General features: G+C 62.2%; 12 protein-coding genes. 7 read left to right on the forward strand and 5 right to left on the reverse strand.

The genetic code is table 11. The features are described from left to right. Positions 1 to 9: 9 nt before the first annotated feature. Complete coding sequence (mads8, locus tag FBZ88_RS03090; protein ID WP_145615395.1) at positions 10 to 5,580, forward strand: methylation-associated defense system ATP-binding protein MAD8; 5,571 nt, start codon at positions 10 to 12, stop codon at positions 5,578 to 5,580. 432 nt (positions 5,581 to 6,012) lie between these two features. Here the strand turns inward: mads8 and FBZ88_RS31455 are convergent, their stop codons facing one another. Further along, positions 6,013 to 6,384 carry an AlpA family phage regulatory protein gene (locus tag FBZ88_RS31455; RefSeq protein WP_342780144.1) on the reverse strand — a complete coding sequence of 124 codons (372 nt, stop codon included), beginning with the start codon at positions 6,382 to 6,384 and terminating at the stop codon, positions 6,013 to 6,015. 72 nt (positions 6,385 to 6,456) lie between these two features. Beyond that, a complete protein-coding gene (locus FBZ88_RS03100) occupies positions 6,457 to 6,834 on the reverse strand; it encodes a winged helix-turn-helix transcriptional regulator (RefSeq protein WP_145615396.1) in 378 nt (125 codons plus the stop codon). An 86-nt stretch (positions 6,835 to 6,920) separates the two neighbouring features. Here FBZ88_RS03100 and FBZ88_RS03105 point away from each other — a divergent pair, with 86 nt between their 5' ends. Together FBZ88_RS03105 and FBZ88_RS03110 are read left to right on the forward strand one after the other, a co-directional pair. Further along, positions 6,921 to 7,541 (forward strand): FMN-dependent NADH-azoreductase, encoded by a 621-nt coding sequence (locus FBZ88_RS03105; protein WP_145615397.1) that lies wholly within the window; start codon positions 6,921 to 6,923, stop codon positions 7,539 to 7,541. Positions 7,542 to 7,584: 43 nt separating this feature from the next. Continuing rightward, positions 7,585 to 8,223 (forward strand): DsbA family oxidoreductase, encoded by a 639-nt coding sequence (locus tag FBZ88_RS03110; protein ID WP_145615398.1) that lies wholly within the window; start codon positions 7,585 to 7,587, stop codon positions 8,221 to 8,223. A gap of 423 nt (positions 8,224 to 8,646) precedes the next feature. Here FBZ88_RS03110 and FBZ88_RS03115 read toward each other — a convergent pair whose 3' ends face one another. From FBZ88_RS03115 to FBZ88_RS03125, 3 genes are read right to left on the reverse strand one after another with little or no spacing between them, the layout of a single operon-like run. After that, the gene (locus FBZ88_RS03115; RefSeq protein WP_145615399.1) at positions 8,647 to 9,477 is read right to left on the reverse strand and encodes a xanthine dehydrogenase; all 831 of its coding nucleotides are present in this window, start codon (positions 9,475 to 9,477) and stop codon (positions 8,647 to 8,649) included. Continuing rightward, on the reverse strand, positions 9,477 to 9,902 hold the full coding sequence (locus FBZ88_RS03120; RefSeq protein ID WP_145615400.1) for a thioredoxin domain-containing protein: 426 nt from the start codon (positions 9,900 to 9,902) through the stop codon (positions 9,477 to 9,479). Before FBZ88_RS03120 ends, FBZ88_RS03115 begins: the two co-directional genes overlap by 1 nt. Continuing rightward, entirely contained in the window at positions 9,899 to 10,324 is a 426-nt protein-coding gene (locus tag FBZ88_RS03125) for a response regulator (RefSeq protein WP_145615401.1), read from the reverse strand. The genes FBZ88_RS03120 and FBZ88_RS03125 overlap by 4 nt, the downstream gene beginning before the upstream one ends. 426 nt (positions 10,325 to 10,750) lie before the next feature. Between FBZ88_RS03125 and nifH the strand changes: the two genes are divergently transcribed. From nifH to nifE, 4 genes are all read left to right on the forward strand, one after another. Further along, a complete protein-coding gene (gene nifH / locus FBZ88_RS03130) occupies positions 10,751 to 11,635 on the forward strand; it encodes a nitrogenase iron protein (protein ID WP_145615402.1) in 885 nt (294 codons plus the stop codon). A 110-nt stretch (positions 11,636 to 11,745) separates the two neighbouring features. Continuing rightward, positions 11,746 to 13,245, forward strand: a complete 1,500-nt coding sequence (nifD, locus tag FBZ88_RS03135) for a nitrogenase molybdenum-iron protein alpha chain (RefSeq protein WP_004274320.1) — start codon at positions 11,746 to 11,748, stop codon at positions 13,243 to 13,245. A 38-nt stretch (positions 13,246 to 13,283) separates the two neighbouring features. Beyond that, positions 13,284 to 14,843: a nitrogenase molybdenum-iron protein subunit beta gene (gene nifK, locus FBZ88_RS03140; protein ID WP_145615403.1), complete on the forward strand. Its 1,560-nt coding sequence runs from the start codon at positions 13,284 to 13,286 to the stop codon at positions 14,841 to 14,843. Between the two features lie 134 nt (positions 14,844 to 14,977). Further along, on the forward strand, positions 14,978 to 16,624 hold the full coding sequence (gene nifE, locus FBZ88_RS03145) for a nitrogenase iron-molybdenum cofactor biosynthesis protein NifE (RefSeq protein ID WP_145615404.1): 1,647 nt from the start codon (positions 14,978 to 14,980) through the stop codon (positions 16,622 to 16,624). Positions 16,625 to 16,627: the final 3 nt, after the last annotated feature.

Genomic DNA, 16,627 nt, shown 5'->3' on the forward strand with positions numbered 1-16,627 from the left:
AGCGCGCGCATGAGCCAAGGACTGCGTGAACTCACCAGCCAGGAACTGAACGCTGCGCTGGAAACGGTCTTGCTGCCGAGGTTGTCCAAGCTGCTTGCGGCCCGAGACCTTGGGCATTGCATGCGGGTCACGGACTTGGATCGGGAACTGATGATTCGGTTGGCTGGTGGTCTGAGGGCAGCTGTTCCTTCCGCCACTGTCGTCGTTCTTGCGGATGACAGCCTGCGCACACTGGCGCCGGATTTGGCTGTTAGCAGTACCAAGCTGGTTGAGCTGCGAAATCCCCTGCCTAACGATGAGCTTCGGCCGCCTCTACTCGTGTTTGTGCCGAACGACCTGCGCGCTGCGGCGGAGGACTCCTTCGGCGTCGCGACGTTTGAAGAGGTGTCGATTGACGGCGCTTATGCCGAACTGAACGCGCAGTTGATCGCGCGGGTCCCGGCCAATCTTCGCGTTGCCGTTGAAGCATGCTTGGGTGAGCTGCGCCGGGGTGAGGTCCGCTGGCGATACGCCGATGATGCCGCCGTGGCCCGGTATCTGCTCACCTGCCAGGTCAACGACTTCGATCCGGATGCTATGGGCGCTGCTCTTTTCGAGCTGGCCCTCGTACCCGACTTTGAGCTGTTCCAGCAGGCCGAGCGCGCACCTGCGCGGGTGGCGCGTAACCGAGAGTGTGTCGAGCGCATCACTTGGTCTACCAAGACGGAGCGCGTTCGCGCCCTGGAATTGGGTTTGCTCGATCCTGTATTCTGTAAGCAGCTGGGGGGGTTCTTTTCGCGAGTGGGCGTTGCCAATCCCAGGGAGTGGACCCAGCTGATCGTCCGCGACCGTGTGAACTGGCCTCTCGCTTTCAACAAGTGGCTGTTTGAGGACGGGGGCGTCAACCCTGACGCCATCTACATCGGTGATGTCGTCCTGCCCGACTTGCCAGTGGTGAAGGATGACAACGAAGACCCACGCTTGGCTGAGCTGATTGGGCACAGTGTATTGCCCATCTCGAAAACCGGGCTCAAGAAGTTCAGTGTCTCTTTCTGTGTTGACCCCGTGCCCTCAAAGGTCGAAGGCTTGTCCCGGTTTGTGGCGGAGGTCGTTTCTCGCGACAACGGTCCAACCGGGCTGCGTCGGCGTAAATCGGCATGGGCCAAAGGTACTGGCTCGAGTGTCATCGCCTTTTCGTCGATTGGCAAAATCGACTGGGAAGAAGGCTGGCACTTCGTGCGCGTGTATGCGGAAACTGAGGACGGGGACCGCATTCCGCTAGCCGATGGCGAGGGCAATCCCGTGCGCTTTAACAGCGATGCATCGGAGACGCACGCCAATGCCAACGAGAGCGATCTCTTCTACGTGGTCACCGATGAACAGGTCGAGGTAGAGCCACCGCAACGCGCCGTGCCGCGTGAGTCGAGCTTGATGCACGCTTTGCTACGTGCGCGCTTCGCTGCGGTGGCTCAAGATCGCGATCCCGGTTCAGTCTCGATCACCGGTTGCGCATGGGTTGAGCGAAGCAGCAAGACAGCGACCAGCGGGGAGACACTGGAGATTCGACTGGGCAAGGAGGGGAAGGCGAACGTTCTGGTGTCGGGTCTATTGGCCAACCTGGAGCGTGCGTTTCTTGATGATCCGGACGGGCTCAACCGATTGAGGCTCTCGGTCAGCGCCTCTGGTGTTACCACACGCTCAACGACATCGTTCAAGTGGCCGATCTCGGATGAGGTTGCACTCTTCAGAGAAGCGCGAGCGGCCCTCTTTTCGGCAGTCTTGCAGGGCGATCAGCGACTGATCATGCAGGCGAGCGACCTCCTTCACCTGCAGGAGCCTGCTCAAAACTACGCCGCAGCTTATTTGGCTTGGATTGATGCTGCGCTGGTCCGATCCAGCTCAACCGATGCCGCTATCGCGCGCCAAGCAATGGATGAACTGCGATGCGCGCTCACCGTCGATTCTGTTGCTCTGGTGTTGGAGGACTATCAGGGTAGGCGGCGAGACGCTGTGCTGCTCGGCCCGACGCATCCGCTGCGTGCCAACTGGCATGTCGCTTGGAGCCAGCTCGGACAGACCTGGATGGAGCGGAGTCGGTCGAGCAGCAGGGAGTTCGTGGTCCCGACCCGTGACGCGGTAATCAAGCAGCTTGCACCTGCGGCCTTTCCCCCGGTGCTTCCCTTCGGCGAGGAGCTTGGGCGTACGGCGCTGGCAGTAGACAACATCAACCCGTTCTGGTCGCTGTACGCCGCGACCGATGAAAAAGACCCTCGTGGACTGGTCGGAGAGGTGTGTGCAGCGCTCGGATTGCCAGAGCCAGCTATCGGAGGGGCGACCATTGACAGCGCCTATCTGGCTGCACGCGTGCAGCGCTATCTGATTCAGCACCCGTATGTTGAGACTCTGACGATCAACGCTTTCAACGCTGGGCGAGCAGGGGCGTTGGCTGAAGTGCTGCTGGCACTGCAGTGTCATCCTGAGTTTGCCGATCTTCGTTACGACGTCAGGCTGTTTGTGCTTGACCCGGCTGCCCCATCGACGGGGGAGGCGTTGCTGGAACTGTTGGCGCCAGACTCTGGAACAAGTGCGAAGGAGGCGGATGCGTTTTCAACGCCGACCGATAGCCACCTACACCCGAAGTTGCGATTGGCTATCAGGGCGATCAACGAGTTCCGAGATGACCCGGACTTGCATGCGGCGCATCTGTCATTCCTGTTTGACCTGTTCCCTGCCGAGGAAATTCGAGCCGTAGATGTTCGAGACTCGGATGATTCCTCCTTCGTCCATGGCCTGGTTCAGCCCTTTGAAGTGGACTATCTGGAGGACGAGCAGTCCATCACTTGGCTTCGTTGCCCGCTACACGGTGTCGCGCAGCCGCTGGATGGGGCTGAGGCGTTGTCCGACCTAATGGGGGGAATATCACGTGCGGTATCGGTTGCCGTGGCGACCGTCGCACGCAGTCAATACCTGCCGCATGCACGCCCTGTGGTTGCGTTGAGCTTGTCGGCCGACGAGCGCGCGATGCTCCATCAGGTGCACGAGGTCAGTGATTGGGTGCTTACGATTGATCGGAATCTCGGCATTGAGTTCTTTGATCATCGGCGGCACCCCACACGCCCCGACTATCTGATTGATCACTCTCCCGACATGGCCAATGCGATAAGCCATCGCTTGGCGATCACTTCGCGCTCGGTCGCGGAGCTCGAGTCTTTGTTGGTGCCCATACTGGGCGAGTACGGTCTGCCAAGTACAGGTCGCCATGCATTAGTGATGCTAGATCAGTTGCGCTCGCTGTCTGGCCGCCTGGCCCTGAAGTTGTTGTCTTCGTCGTCGCAACGAGCTGAGGCGATGGGGCTCGCGCTCTCGCGCTTGTTCCTTGAACATCAAGGCGTTTTCCAGAACCAGGTTGTGGTGCCGTTGGACGCGCATCTGGAGCTGTACAAGGCGCTCCGGCAGAACGCCGAAGAGATGGGGGATGAGGTCAACTTCCGGAGAACTGATCTTGCGCTGTTTGATCTCGATCGATCAAGCCGTGAGGTGACTTGCCGATTGGTCGAGGTCAAGTGCTACAACCAAGTTGGTGGCCTGGCCGCCTACGCCCAATTGAAGGCGTCCATTGCCGAGCAAATTGCGCAAACGGAAGAGGTTCTCGCTTACCACTTTGACCCGAGGCGAGCTGAGGTAGATCGCCCTGATCGTCCGATCAAGAATCGTGACCTTGCAGCGTTGCTGGGCTTCTACTTGGCTCGCTCGGAGCGGTACGGCGTCGTCTTACCCGAGGCGGCCGAAGAAGCGCATTACTTCTTACGGCGCCTGGATGAGCGTCCCTACACGCTTAAGTTTACGCGAAGCGCTGTGGTGTTCGATTTCAGCAAACCAGGAACCGAGTCTGCCGAACGCGAGAACGGCATCGAGTTCTACCGAATCGGCAGCGACCTAATCCAACAGCTGGTTGAGTCGGCTGTTACCGACACCGAAACCATTGCCAGTTTGCAGGCCGCTCGGCCCGCAGCTACGGCATGGGAAGTCACCCAGGAGCTGCTACGTCGCAGGGAGTTGGCACCGGCCGTCCCGACCTTCGAGACCGCAGCTTTCTTGAGCCCGCCTCGTGATCGAACGCTGGCTTGGGATGACGGACCTCGGGTTACGTATCGACCGCCCGCAGTTGTACCTGGTCTGCAGGTCCACGAGCCCGAACCTGAAATGCAGGTAAGCCCGCCGATGATTGCAACGGCGCAGACCTCAATCGCCACCCCAGAACCAATGCCATCGCCTGTGGCCGAGCAGACTCCGCCTCCGATCTCGGTGCAAGTGCCGGGTCAGAAAGACGAAGTGGTAGTGCCTGAGGGCGTTACCGTTGTCGCCTCTCTCTCGCAAGAAGGCGCGGCTCCGAATGGGCGGGTTGCATACGACATCATGCTCGGCGCGACCGGTTCAACGCCTCAGTACGGCCTGCTGGGCGAGGTGTCCGGGCGCAAGGTTGCGCTGGACCTCAACCAGACCCACACCATCAGCCTGTTCGGTGTTCAGGGGGGCGGCAAGAGCTACACACTGGGCAGCGTTGCAGAGATGGCCTCGTTGGCGATCCCTGGCATCAACTGCTTGCCTGAACCGCTGTCCACGGTGATCTTCCACTACAGTCCGACCATGGACTACAAGCCCGAGTTCACGTCGATGGTGGGGGCGAACAGTGTTGAGGATCAGGTTAGGGCACTGAAAGATGTGTATGGTGCCGAGCCAAAGGCACTTGCAGATGTCTTATTGCTTGTGCCTGCGGACAAGATCGACGAAAGGAAGGCGGAGTACCCGGATATCGAGGTGCTGCCGCTGCAGTTCTCTGCCTCGGAATTGAAGGCATCGCACTGGAAATTCTTGATGGGGGCCGTAGGTAACCAAGCCACCTACATTCGCCAGATCATGCGCATCATGAAGGCGATGCGCGATGACATCACACTTGAGGGCTTGCGCGCGGGCATTGACGCTTCGCCGGTTCCTGATCACCTGAAGGAGCTTGCTCGGATGCGCCTCGACCTTGCCGCCGAGTACATCAACGACTCCACCTCGCTCACCGACGTGGTGAAGCCTGGGCGGCTGATCATCGTGGACCTCCGAGACGAATTCATCGAGAAGGACGAAGCGCTCGGGCTGTTCGTTGTGCTATTGCAGTTGTTTGCCGATGCACGGATAGACGGTCGCAGCTTCAACAAGCTGGTCGTGTTCGATGAGGCGCACAAGTACATCGAAAGTCCTGACCTGGTTGCCGGACTCATCGAGGTGGTGCGAGAGATGCGGCACAAGGGCGTGAGCATCATGGTGGCAAGCCAAGATCCGCCGTCTGTGCCGGTGAGTCTGATCGAGCTGTCCAGTCAGATCATCATGCACAAGTTCAACTCGCCTGCCTGGCTGAAGCACATCCAGAAGGCCAACGCTGCGCTTGGCAACCTAACGCCAGAACGCATGGCCCTTCTTAAGGCAGGTGAGGCCTATGTTTGGTCAAGCAAGGCAACGGACGAATCGTTCTCAAAGGGTGCCGTCAAGGTTCGCTGCAGGCCTCGGGCAACCCAGCATGGTGGCGCTACGCGGGTGGCAGTCAAGGATTGAGACCGAATTTTCGAATTTTGGAGCCATGAGTGAGAATCGAACGGAAGATCCCCAATTTGCAGTCCGTCGGAGACGGTTAGGGTATCTACACCATCAGTTCACGGCCGATATGGCGCGCTTGTTCGGTATAGGCCAAATCCTGCCCGGGATTTGAACCTGCGCATTGTGTTTGTTCCGATCGCGAGGAGACGCTTCAAGATCCGGTCTGGGCGATAGATGGTGGAAGGAAACTTTATAAGTTTATGGGGGGGGATCCCAGCAATTCCAAAAGCCATAATTTTAGGTGGCTTGGTTGGCGGTATTTTCTGATGTGAGGTGGAATTCTTGGCGTCATATCAACCTCTTAATGGGTTAATTGATAGTCGAGTGGGAGTGATTTGGGCTATCCGGGCGTATCCGAAACTACACCACGATATTCTTTACGGTACTTTTTCAGCGATAACCGGCTGATTCGCTGAAGCCCCAGAGCAAAATGTACAAAGTTTCGGCCCGGGCCGGCATGTAGTTCGGATCATGCCGCGCCCTTCGCTTAGTGACATTCGGGTGCTGAGCGCGGCGGATTGGCGCCGCACGCCGGGCGTTTAGCCATGCCTCCACTTTTGCCAGATCCCATACGACGTATCGTGACGTGAGATAGAAACGCTGCGGGAATTCGCCTCGCCGCCCCATATCGTAATCGTGCTGTCTGCCAGAGGCACGATCTCTCTTAGTTGTTGCCGGCGGGTTGTTCTGCGGCCCACCTGAGGTGCTTGGCTCATCTCTTCTCTCCGTCAATTCTGACCGAGAGAGAAGACGATAGATCATGCACGTTGGAAGACCCCAACTTTGGCGGTGCGGCAATAGCGTGCCAATCGGATAAGTGATGTCCGCTGCCAACTAGCTTGCATCGTATCGGACGCGAGCGTTTTGGATGTTCTCCTGATTGGTGTTCGCCCACGTAACGAGAGCCATTACTGGCGCAAGAAGCGTCCGCCCAACATCCGTCAACTCATAATCCACGCGTGGCGGAATAGTGGGGAACAATGTCCGCTTCACCAACCCATCGCGTTCCAATCCGCGCAAAGTGATCGTCAGCATCCGCTGCGAGATGCCGTCGATCTGACGCCTCAGCTCATTGAACCGCACTGGTCCATCTTTGAGCGTTGCGATGATGTACAGGCTCCATTTGTCGCCGACGCGATCAAGGATCTCCCGAACCACTCGACAGTCGTCACCTTTGCTCGGGGTGGGAAAATCAATGTCACTAAGTGTCATTGGAGTGCCTTCTTGCGAGGGACAGGACAGTCACCTTAATAGTGTTGGTATCAAGAGTTTACTATCCTGTTCATGTCGGAGCAATCATGACCAACATCCTCCTCGTCACCTCGAGTCCTCGTGGCGCCGAAGGCCTGTCCACGCGCTTTTCTTCCGAGCTCGCCGAAGGCCTGAAGGCCCGGTTGGGCGGTACCCTTTCAACGCGCGATCTGGCGGTCAACCCGCCGCCCCATATTACGCAAGCTTACATTGGCGGCCGCGTCGTTGGCCCCGACACCCGCACCCCCGAACAGGCCAGGGCGGTCGGCCTTGCCCAGCAGCTCGTTGATGAGGTGAAGGCGGCTGACGTGGTCGTCTTGGGCTCAGGCATGATCAATTTCGGCCCGTCGTCGCAGCTCAAGGCTTGGTTCGACCATATCACGTGGCCGGGAGTGACCTTTGATTATAGCGAAGCCGGCGGGCCACAGGGATTGCTGACCGGCAAGAAGGTTTATCTGGTCACTGCCGCAGGCGGCGTCTTCTCCGAGGGTGACTGGGCTCCCTTTGATTTCCAGACCGCCTATCTTCGCCACCTCTTGGGCTTCATCGGCCTGACCGACGTTGAAATCGTCCGCGTGGAAGGCACCGCCTTCGGGCCTGAGGCGGCCAAGGCCGCTATCGCCGCCGCCGAAGCCCAAGTTCGTTCGGTCTTGGGAAAGGTCGCCTAAAAGCGGAGTGGCTGCCAGAGCAGCAGCCCAGAAGGATGAGATAATGCTGCAAATCGATCTTTACACTGAGATCACCTGCCCCTGGTGCATCATCGGGCATCACCGTCTGGACAAGGTTCTGGCGGAACGTTTCCCTGAGCTGGATGTCGATATCCGCCAGCACCCGGTCCTGCTGCTTCCCGATGCGCCGGAGGAGGGCCTCTACATTCCCGATCTTCTCTTGTCGCGTTACGGGGTGAGGGATCCGAAGATCTCCTTCGCGCGGCCTGAGGCGGAGGCACGCGCGTCCGGTCTTGACCTCGACCTGAGCCGCCAACTCTGGACTTATAGAACACAAGCGGCGCACGGGTTGATCCTTGCGGCGCGCTCACGAGGGACGCAGCATCCGCTCGCCGTCGCGATCACTGATGCGCATTTTCTCGAAGCAAGGAATATCTCAGACGCCGATGTCCTTGCGGATATCGCCGTGGCCTATGGGTTCGAACGGGAAGAAGCTCGTGCGATAGTGCTTAACCCCGAGCAACATAGACGTGTCGAGCAGGAGGCGGCCCGATCGATGGCAGCCGGGGTCAGGTCAGTGCCTCACTTCGTCTTCGGCGGGCGCATCGCCATCAACGGAGGACGCGGCGAAGACGAGATTGCATCAGCCATCCGTGAGGCTGCTGCTGTTGCTCCCGCCTGATGGCGATCTGGCCGCCGTCGCAGCGGAGCATGTGAATTCAATCTATCAATTTCCTTGACGTAAAGCGTTCGCGACCCCTCGGTGCAATAAGAATAATTTGAGGAATATCGTAATGCCCGATTAGCGTTTGATCTTCGCTATCTGAGATTCGTAGGTCTTGTGGCTGAACATCCTTCAGGTAATCGGTGTAGGTGTGGATTGCGATAGACTGCGGGAATTCCGTCATCAATAGGGCGGCGTCCTGCTCTGAGGCACTGAATTTCAATCCCCTAAGTTTCTCTCTTGCTGTTGAGAACGACGGTATCGGCGCGTTTCGGTGGCGTTCTTGACACGGCTGGCTTGTCCGGAGATGGCGGCTACGCGGCGGACGCGATTCAAAGATATGTCACTGCCGGCCTCATGGTGCGCCCTGAGGCGGATGCCTCAGCGAACCGCCACTGGGCGGAACGGCTGCCTGGCCTTGTGCCTGGTCACTGCCGTGCCAACGGCTTGGGCTATGGTCCGGGCGCGGTCGTCGACGCCGGCCCATACGGCGCCCCGGACGCGGGGATCGACCTCCAGCAGCTTGACGCCGGCGGGCACCTCCGTACCGTCACGCACCACGCCGCGCAGGATGCCGTCGAAAGGGGCCTGGACGGCGGTAGCGCTCAGATAGCCGATGACATAGTCCTTGAAGACGCGGGAGCCGATCTCCATCGCCGTGTGCCAGCGGCCGGGGAAGGCGGAATAGGCGAAGCGTTCCGCCCCCCGGTTACCCAGGGGACGGACGATGCCGTCCGCGGGTTCCGTCGCGCCCTCGCGCACCAGGGCGCCCTGCTTGCCGGGCTTGGTCTCGATGGCGAAGTCGCAATTCTCACCGGCGGTGAAGCCGGGGCCGAGGCCGACGGTGACCTTGGCCAGGCGGCGCAGGTCAGGGGTGGTGCTGTATTTCTGCAGCCGGGCATCGACCAGCAGATCCAGCGTTCGGATGACGATCAGGTCCAGCAGGCCCAATTCGGTGATCACCACACCCTGGCGGCGGGCCAGGGCCGCCGCCGCGGCCATGCCGCCCTCCACCCGTTCGGCGGCGATGCCCGCCAGGATTACCGGGTCGTCAAACAGCGCGTCGTGGAAGGCCATCTTGCGGCGGATGACGGGGGGCGACGGGTCGTGGGACATGACCACGCCGTAACCCTGCTGGTGAAGCCGGATCGCCACGGCGGAGGCGATCTCATTGGTGCCCAGGATGATGGCGTAGGGCGCACGATCGGTCATCACGGCGTTCCAGTGCTCTTGGGGGTGGGGCAGGGGTAGTGCGGGTGGGAGCAGCCGGTGGCGACGGCCTCCAGGTCGGCCGTCAGGCCCAACCGGTCGCGCAGGCTCTCGAACCCGGCATGGCGCTGGCCCTCGACCTCCGCCAGCGGCCGGCGGATCAGCAGCGGATCGGCCAACATGAGGCTCAGGGCGGTGGCCGGGTCCAGGGCGGCCGGATCGACGGCTCCCGCCTTCACGGCGGGTGCCGCCGGGTTGAACCAGGTGGCGACGGGCGCCTGGCCGAAGAAGCCGCGCAGCCGTTCCGCCGTCCAGGGCTCGGCCAGCAGGTCGCGGACCTGCACCGTATGCCCCGCCGCCTCAAGCGCGCGGCGCTGGCGGGTATTGGTGCGGCAGCCGGGCTTTTCATAGAAGACAATGGTGCTCATGCCAGTTGCACCAAGGCGGCACCACCGGCGCGGCCCAGCACGGTATCCACCTTGCGGCGCACGTCGGCCAGGGCCAGCGGCTTGACCAGCGCGCCGTGGGCGCCGGCCGCCAGGGCCTGCAGCGCCAGCGCCTCCTCCGCCTTGGCGCAGACGATCAGCACCCGCACGCCGGGGAAGGTGCGGAGCAGGTCGCCCACCAGGCCCACGCCCCGTTCCGCCAGGAAGGCGGCGCCCAGCAGCACCACATCGGGTCTCAGCCAGTCCACGCCCTTGGCGTAGGCCTCCTCCGGCGTCGCCAGTTCATGCGCCTCGATCTCGTCATGCAGCATGAACTGCAAGGCGGCGCGGGTGATCTCATCCTGGTCCACGACGAAGACCCGCCGTTGGTCCACGGCCTTGGCGGTCTCGACACCAATCTGCATGACGCGCCCTTTCCAATGATGGGCTGCCCCGTCCCGGGCATTGGCGTGTCCACAGCAATTTCCGTTCCGCTGGCGCTCATGCCGCCGGGAAGCAGCGGGGCTGGGCTTTTCCCGGGTGGACGGGCGGCGCCGGCCTTGTTCCGTTTGCGACAGCCGCACACCGCCTGTCGGGTTCGGCACATCTTTGTCGGGAGCGAGGTGACCGATAGAGCAATAATAATATCAATGACTTATCAGAAATCCTCCACTTGGCACACCGGTTGCTGAAATACCGGTCGGCTAGTGAGGGCTGAGTGCACGCCTACGCGTTGTCGAGCGATGTGCTCCTTCCCGAAATCCGCGGGCCAGCTTCTGCGAACGAGGATCGCCCCGACCTCAACCGGGGCATTGGCAATCGGTTCAACAATCGGTTCAAGGAGACCTTGAATGTCGGCACTGCGACAGATCGCGTTTTACGGCAAGGGTGGCATCGGCAAGTCCACCACCTCCCAGAACACCCTGGCGGCCCTGGCTGAAATGGGCCACCGCATCCTGATCGTCGGCTGCGATCCCAAGGCGGATTCCACCCGCCTGATCCTGCACGCCAAGGCCCAGGACACCATCCTCAGCCTGGCCGCCGCCGCCGGCAGCGTGGAGGATCTGGAGATCGAGGATGTCATGAAGGTCGGCTACCAGGATATCCGCTGCGTGGAATCCGGCGGTCCGGAGCCGGGCGTGGGCTGCGCCGGCCGGGGCGTCATCACCTCCATCAATTTCCTGGAGGAGAACGGCGCCTATGAGGACATCGACTACGTTTCCTACGACGTGCTGGGCGACGTGGTGTGCGGCGGCTTCGCCATGCCCATCCGCGAGAACAAGGCGCAGGAAATCTACATCGTCATGTCCGGTGAGATGATGGCCATGTATGCGGCCAACAACATCTCCAAGGGCATCCTGAAGTACGCCGTGTCCGGCGGCGTGCGCCTGGGCGGCCTGATCTGCAACGAGCGCCAGACCGACAAGGAACTGGAGCTGGCGGAGAACCTGGCCAAGAAGCTGGGCACCCAGCTGATCTACTTCGTGCCGCGCGACAACATCGTGCAGCACGCGGAGCTGCGCCGCATGACGGTGCTGGAATACGCGCCGGACAGCGTCCAGGCCAACCACTACCGCAACCTGGCCACCCGCATCCACAACAACGCCGGCAAGGGCATCATCCCCACCCCCATCACCATGGATGAGCTTGAGGACATGCTGATGGAGCACGGGATCATGAAGGCCGTGGACGAAAGCATGGTCGGCCGGACCGCCGCCCAGCTGGAACTGGCCTGAGCTGGAACTCGCCTGATCGGCGACGGCCGCCGGTGCCGCCCGGTCCCTCCGCATGGGGGCCGGGCGCGCGCCAGCGGGCTTTCTTCACCGGGGAACATGAGGGCAGCGAAATGAGTATGTCGGAGACGCAGAGCGTTGCGGAGATTAAGGAACGCAACAAGGAACTGATTGCCGAGGTCTTGCAGGTTTACCCGGAGAAGACCGCGAAACGGCGCGCCAAGCATCTGAACGTGCATGAGGCCGGCAAGTCCGATTGCGGCGTGAAATCCAACCTGAAGTCCATTCCGGGCGTCATGACCATCCGCGGCTGCGCCTACGCCGGATCCAAGGGCGTGGTGTGGGGCCCGATCAAGGACATGATCCACATCAGCCACGGCCCCGTGGGCTGCGGCCAGTATTCCTGGGCGGCGCGGCGCAATTACTACATCGGCACGACGGGCATCGATACCTTCGTGACCATGCAGTTCACCTCCGACTTCCAGGAAAAGGACATCGTTTTCGGCGGCGACAAGAAGCTGGCCAAGATCATCGATGAAATCCAGGAGCTGTTCCCGCTGAACAACGGCATCAGCATCCAGTCGGAATGCCCCATCGGCCTGATCGGTGACGACATCGAGGCGGTGTCGAAGGCCAAGTCCAAGGAATACGAGGGCAAGACCATCGTGCCCGTGCGCTGCGAGGGCTTTCGCGGCGTGTCGCAGTCCCTGGGCCACCACGTCGCCAACGACGCAATCCGCGACTGGGTTTTCGACAAGAGCGCGGCCAAGCCGGCGGCGTTCGAGGCCAGCCCCTACGACGTGGCCATCATCGGCGATTACAACATCGGCGGCGACGCCTGGTCATCCCGCATCCTGCTGGAGGAGATGGGCCTGCGCGTCATCGCCCAATGGTCGGGTGACGGTACCCTGGCGGAGCTGGAGAACACGCCCAAGGCCAAGCTGAACGTCCTGCACTGCTACCGTTCGATGAACTACATCTCGCGCCATATGGAAGAGAAGTACGGCATTCCCTGGTGCGAGTACAATTTCTTCGGCCCCAGCAAGATCGCCGAGTCCTTGCGCAAGATCGCCAGTTACTTCGACGACAAGATCAAGGAAGGGGCCGAGCGCGTCATCGCCAAGTACCAGGCGCTGACGGACGCCGTCATCGCCAAGTACCGCCCGCGCCTGGAAGGCAAGACGGTGATGCTGTTCGTGGGCGGCCTGCGCCCCCGCCACGTCATCGGCGCCTATGAGGACCTGGGCATGGAGGTGGTGGGTACCGGCTATGAGTTCGGCCACAACGACGACTATCAGCGCACGGCCCAGCACTACGTCAAGGACGGCACGCTGATCTACGACGACGTGACCGGCTACGAGTTCGAGAAGTTCGTGGAACGCATCCAGCCCGACCTGGTCGGGTCGGGCATCAAGGAAAAGTACGTCTTCCAGAAGATGGGCGTGCCCTTCCGCCAGATGCATTCCTGGGACTATTCCGGCCCGTACCACGGCTATGACGGCTTCGCCATCTTCGCGCGGGACATGGACATGGCCATCAACGCCCCCGTCTGGAAGATGGCCAAGGCCCCCTGGAAGGGCGCGGCGCAACCCCGCCTGCTGGCCGCCGAATAAGGCGCTCCCGTACGACGTTCTTCGGAAAGGTTTCCATCATGACGCAGAGTGCCGAAAACGTGCTCGACCATTTCGAGCTGTTCCGTGGCCCGGAATACCAGGAGATGCTGGTCAACAAGCGCCAGCAGTTCGAGAACCGCCGCGATCCGGCGGAGGTGGAGCGGGTGCGGGAATGGGCCAAGACGCCCGAGTACCAGGAAAAGAACTTCGCCCGCGAGGCGCTGACCATCAATCCGGCCAAGGCCTGCCAGCCCCTGGGCGCCGTCTTCGCCGCCGTCGGCTTTGAAAGCACGCTGCCCTTCGTGCACGGCTCCCAGGGCTGCGTCGCCTATTACCGCAGCCATTTCTCCCGCCATTTCAAGGAGCCGTCCTCCTGCGTGTCGTCGTCGATGACCGAGGACGCGGCGGTGTTCGGCGGGCTGAACAACATGATCGACGGCTTGGCCAATGCCTATTCCATGTACAAGCCCAAGATGATCGCCGTTTCCACCACCTGCATGGCGGAGGTGATCGGCGACGACCTGAACGCCTTCATCAAGACGGCGAAGGAGAAGGGCTCCGTCCCCGCCGAGTATGACGTACCCTTCGCCCACACCCCCGCCTTCGTCGGCAGCCACGTCACCGGCTACGACAACGTCATGAAGGGCATCCTGGACCATTTCTGGGACGGCAAGGCCGGCACCGCGCCCAAGCTGGAGCGCCAGCCCAACGGCAAGATCAACTTCATCGGCGGCTTCGACGGCTACACCGTCGGCAACCTGCGGGAGATCAAGCGCATCTTCGGCCTGATGGGCATCGACTACACCATCCTGGGCGACACCAGCGACGTCTGGGACACCCCGACGGACGGCGAATTCCGCATGTACGACGGCGGCACCACCCTGGAGGAGGCGGCCAACGCCATCCATGCCAAGGCCACCGTTTCCATGCAGGAATACTGTACGGAAAAGACCCTGCCGTTCATCGCGGCGCATGGGCAGGAGGTCGCCGCCTTCAACCACCCGGTGGGTGTCGCCGGCACCGACCGCTTCCTGATGGCGTTGGCCCGCCTGACGGGCGCGGAGATCCCGGTGGAGCTGGAGCGGGAACGTGGCCGGCTGGTCGATGCCATCGCGGACTCCAGCGCCCACATCCACGGCAAGAAGTTCGCCATCTACGGCGATCCCGACCTGTGCCTGGGCCTGGCTGGCTTCCTGCTGGAACTGGGGGCGGAACCGACGCACGTGCTGGCCACCAACGGCGGCAAGGCCTGGGCGGCGAAGGTGCAGGACCTGTTCGACAGCTCCCCCTTCGGGAAGAACTGCCACGTCCATCCCGGCCGCGACCTTTGGCACCTGCGGTCCCTGCTGTTCACGGAGCCGGTGGATTTCCTGATCGGCAACACCTACGGCAAGTACCTGGAGCGTGACACGGGCACGCCGCTGATCCGCATCGGTTTCCCCATCTTCGACCGGCACCACCATCACCGCTTCCCGCTGTGGGGATATCAGGGCGGGCTGAACGTGCTGGTGACCATCCTGGACAAGATCTTCGACACGATCGACCTCAACACCAACGTCCCGTCCAAGACGGACTACAGCTTCGACATCATCCGCTGACGGCGGGCTTGGCCTCTCCGTGGCGCCTTCCCCAACGGCGCTCGCATCCTGGCCGCGCCGCTTGCCCCCCTGGGGTTTCCCATCGGGGCTGGCGGCGCGGCGCTTCTTGACCCGTTCAGGTGAGGAACACGGAAATGAGTACGCTGTCGGCCACTATCCAGGACGTCTTCAACGAGCCCGGTTGCGCCAAGAACGCCACCAAGTCGGCGGCTGATCGCAAGAAGGGCTGCACCAAGCAGTTGCAGCCGGGTGGGGCGGCTGGTGGGTGCGCCTTCGACGGCGCCAAGATCGCCCTGCAGCCGCTGACCGACGTGGCCCACCTGGTCCACGGCCCCATCGCCTGCGAGGGCAATTCCTGGGACAACCGGGGCGCCAAATCCTCCGGCCCGACCCTGTGGCGCACCGGCTTCACCACCGACATCAATGAGACGGACATCGTCTTCGGCGGGGAGAAGCGCCTGTTCAAGGCCATCCGCGAGATCATCGAGAAGTATGACCCGCCGGCGGTCTTCGTCTACCAGACCTGTATCCCGGCCATGACCGGCGACGACATCAACGCCGTGTGCAAGGCGGCGCGGGAGAAGTTCGGCAAGCCGGTCATCCCCGTCAATTCCCCGGGCTTCGTCGGACCCAAGAACCTGGGCAACAAGCTGGCGGGCGAGGCCCTGCTGGACCACGTCATCGGCACCGAGGAACCGGACGAGACGACGCCCTACGACATCAACATCATCGGTGAATACAATCTGTCGGGCGAGCTGTGGCAGGTGAAGCCCCTGCTGGATGAGCTGGGCATCCGCATCCTGTCCTGCATCTCCGGCGATGGGCGCTATCGCGAGGTGGCCTATTCCCACCGCGCCCGCGCGGCCATGATGGTGTGCTCCAAGGCCATGATCAACGTGGCCCGCAAGATGGAGGAACGCTACGGCATCCCCTTCTTCGAAGGGTCGTTCTACGGCATCGGCGACACCAGCGACAGCTTGCGCCAGATCGCCCGGCTGCTGGTCGACCGGGGGGCGCCGTCCGACCTGCTGGACCGGACGGAAGCGCTGATCGCGCGGGAGGAGGCGCGGGCCTGGGCCGCCATCGCGCCGCTCAAGCCGCGCTTCGCCGGCAAGAAGGTGCTGCTGATCACCGGCGGGGTGAAGTCCTGGTCCGTGGTCGCGGCCCTGCAGGAGGCGGGGCTGGAGCTGGTGGGCACCAGCGTCAAGAAATCCACCAAGGAGGACAAGGAGCGCATCAAGGAACTGCTGGGTCAGGACGCCCACATGATCGAGGACATGACCCCGCGCGAGATGTACCGCCTGCTGAAGGACGCCAAGGCGGACATCATGCTGTCGGGCGGCCGGTCGCAGTTCGTGGCGCTGAAGGCCGCCATGCCCTGGCTGGACATCAACCAGGAACGCCACCACGCCTACATGGGCTATGTCGGCATGGTGACGCTGATGGAACAGATCGCACGCACCCTGTTCAACCCGGTGTGGGAGCAGGTGCGGCGCCCGGCCCCCTGGGACGACCCGGCCAATACCTGGCAGGCCCGCGCCGACGCCCAGCTGGCGGCGGAGGCCGCCGATCCGGAGAAGGTCGAACAGGCCCGGCGGGCTGGTGCCGTCTGCACCTGCAAGGGGGTGGATCTCGGCACCATCGAGGACGCGGTCCGCGCCCATGGGCTGACATCGCTTGACGATGTGCGCCGGCACACCGCGGCGGGCACCGGCTGTGGCGCCTGCGCCAGCCGGGTGGAAGACGTGCTGGCCGCCCTGCCGGCCCTGGCGGCGGAGTAGGGG

The organism is Nitrospirillum bahiense, assembly GCF_007828025.1.
Taxonomy (GTDB): Bacteria; Pseudomonadota; Alphaproteobacteria; order Azospirillales; family Azospirillaceae; genus Nitrospirillum; species Nitrospirillum amazonense.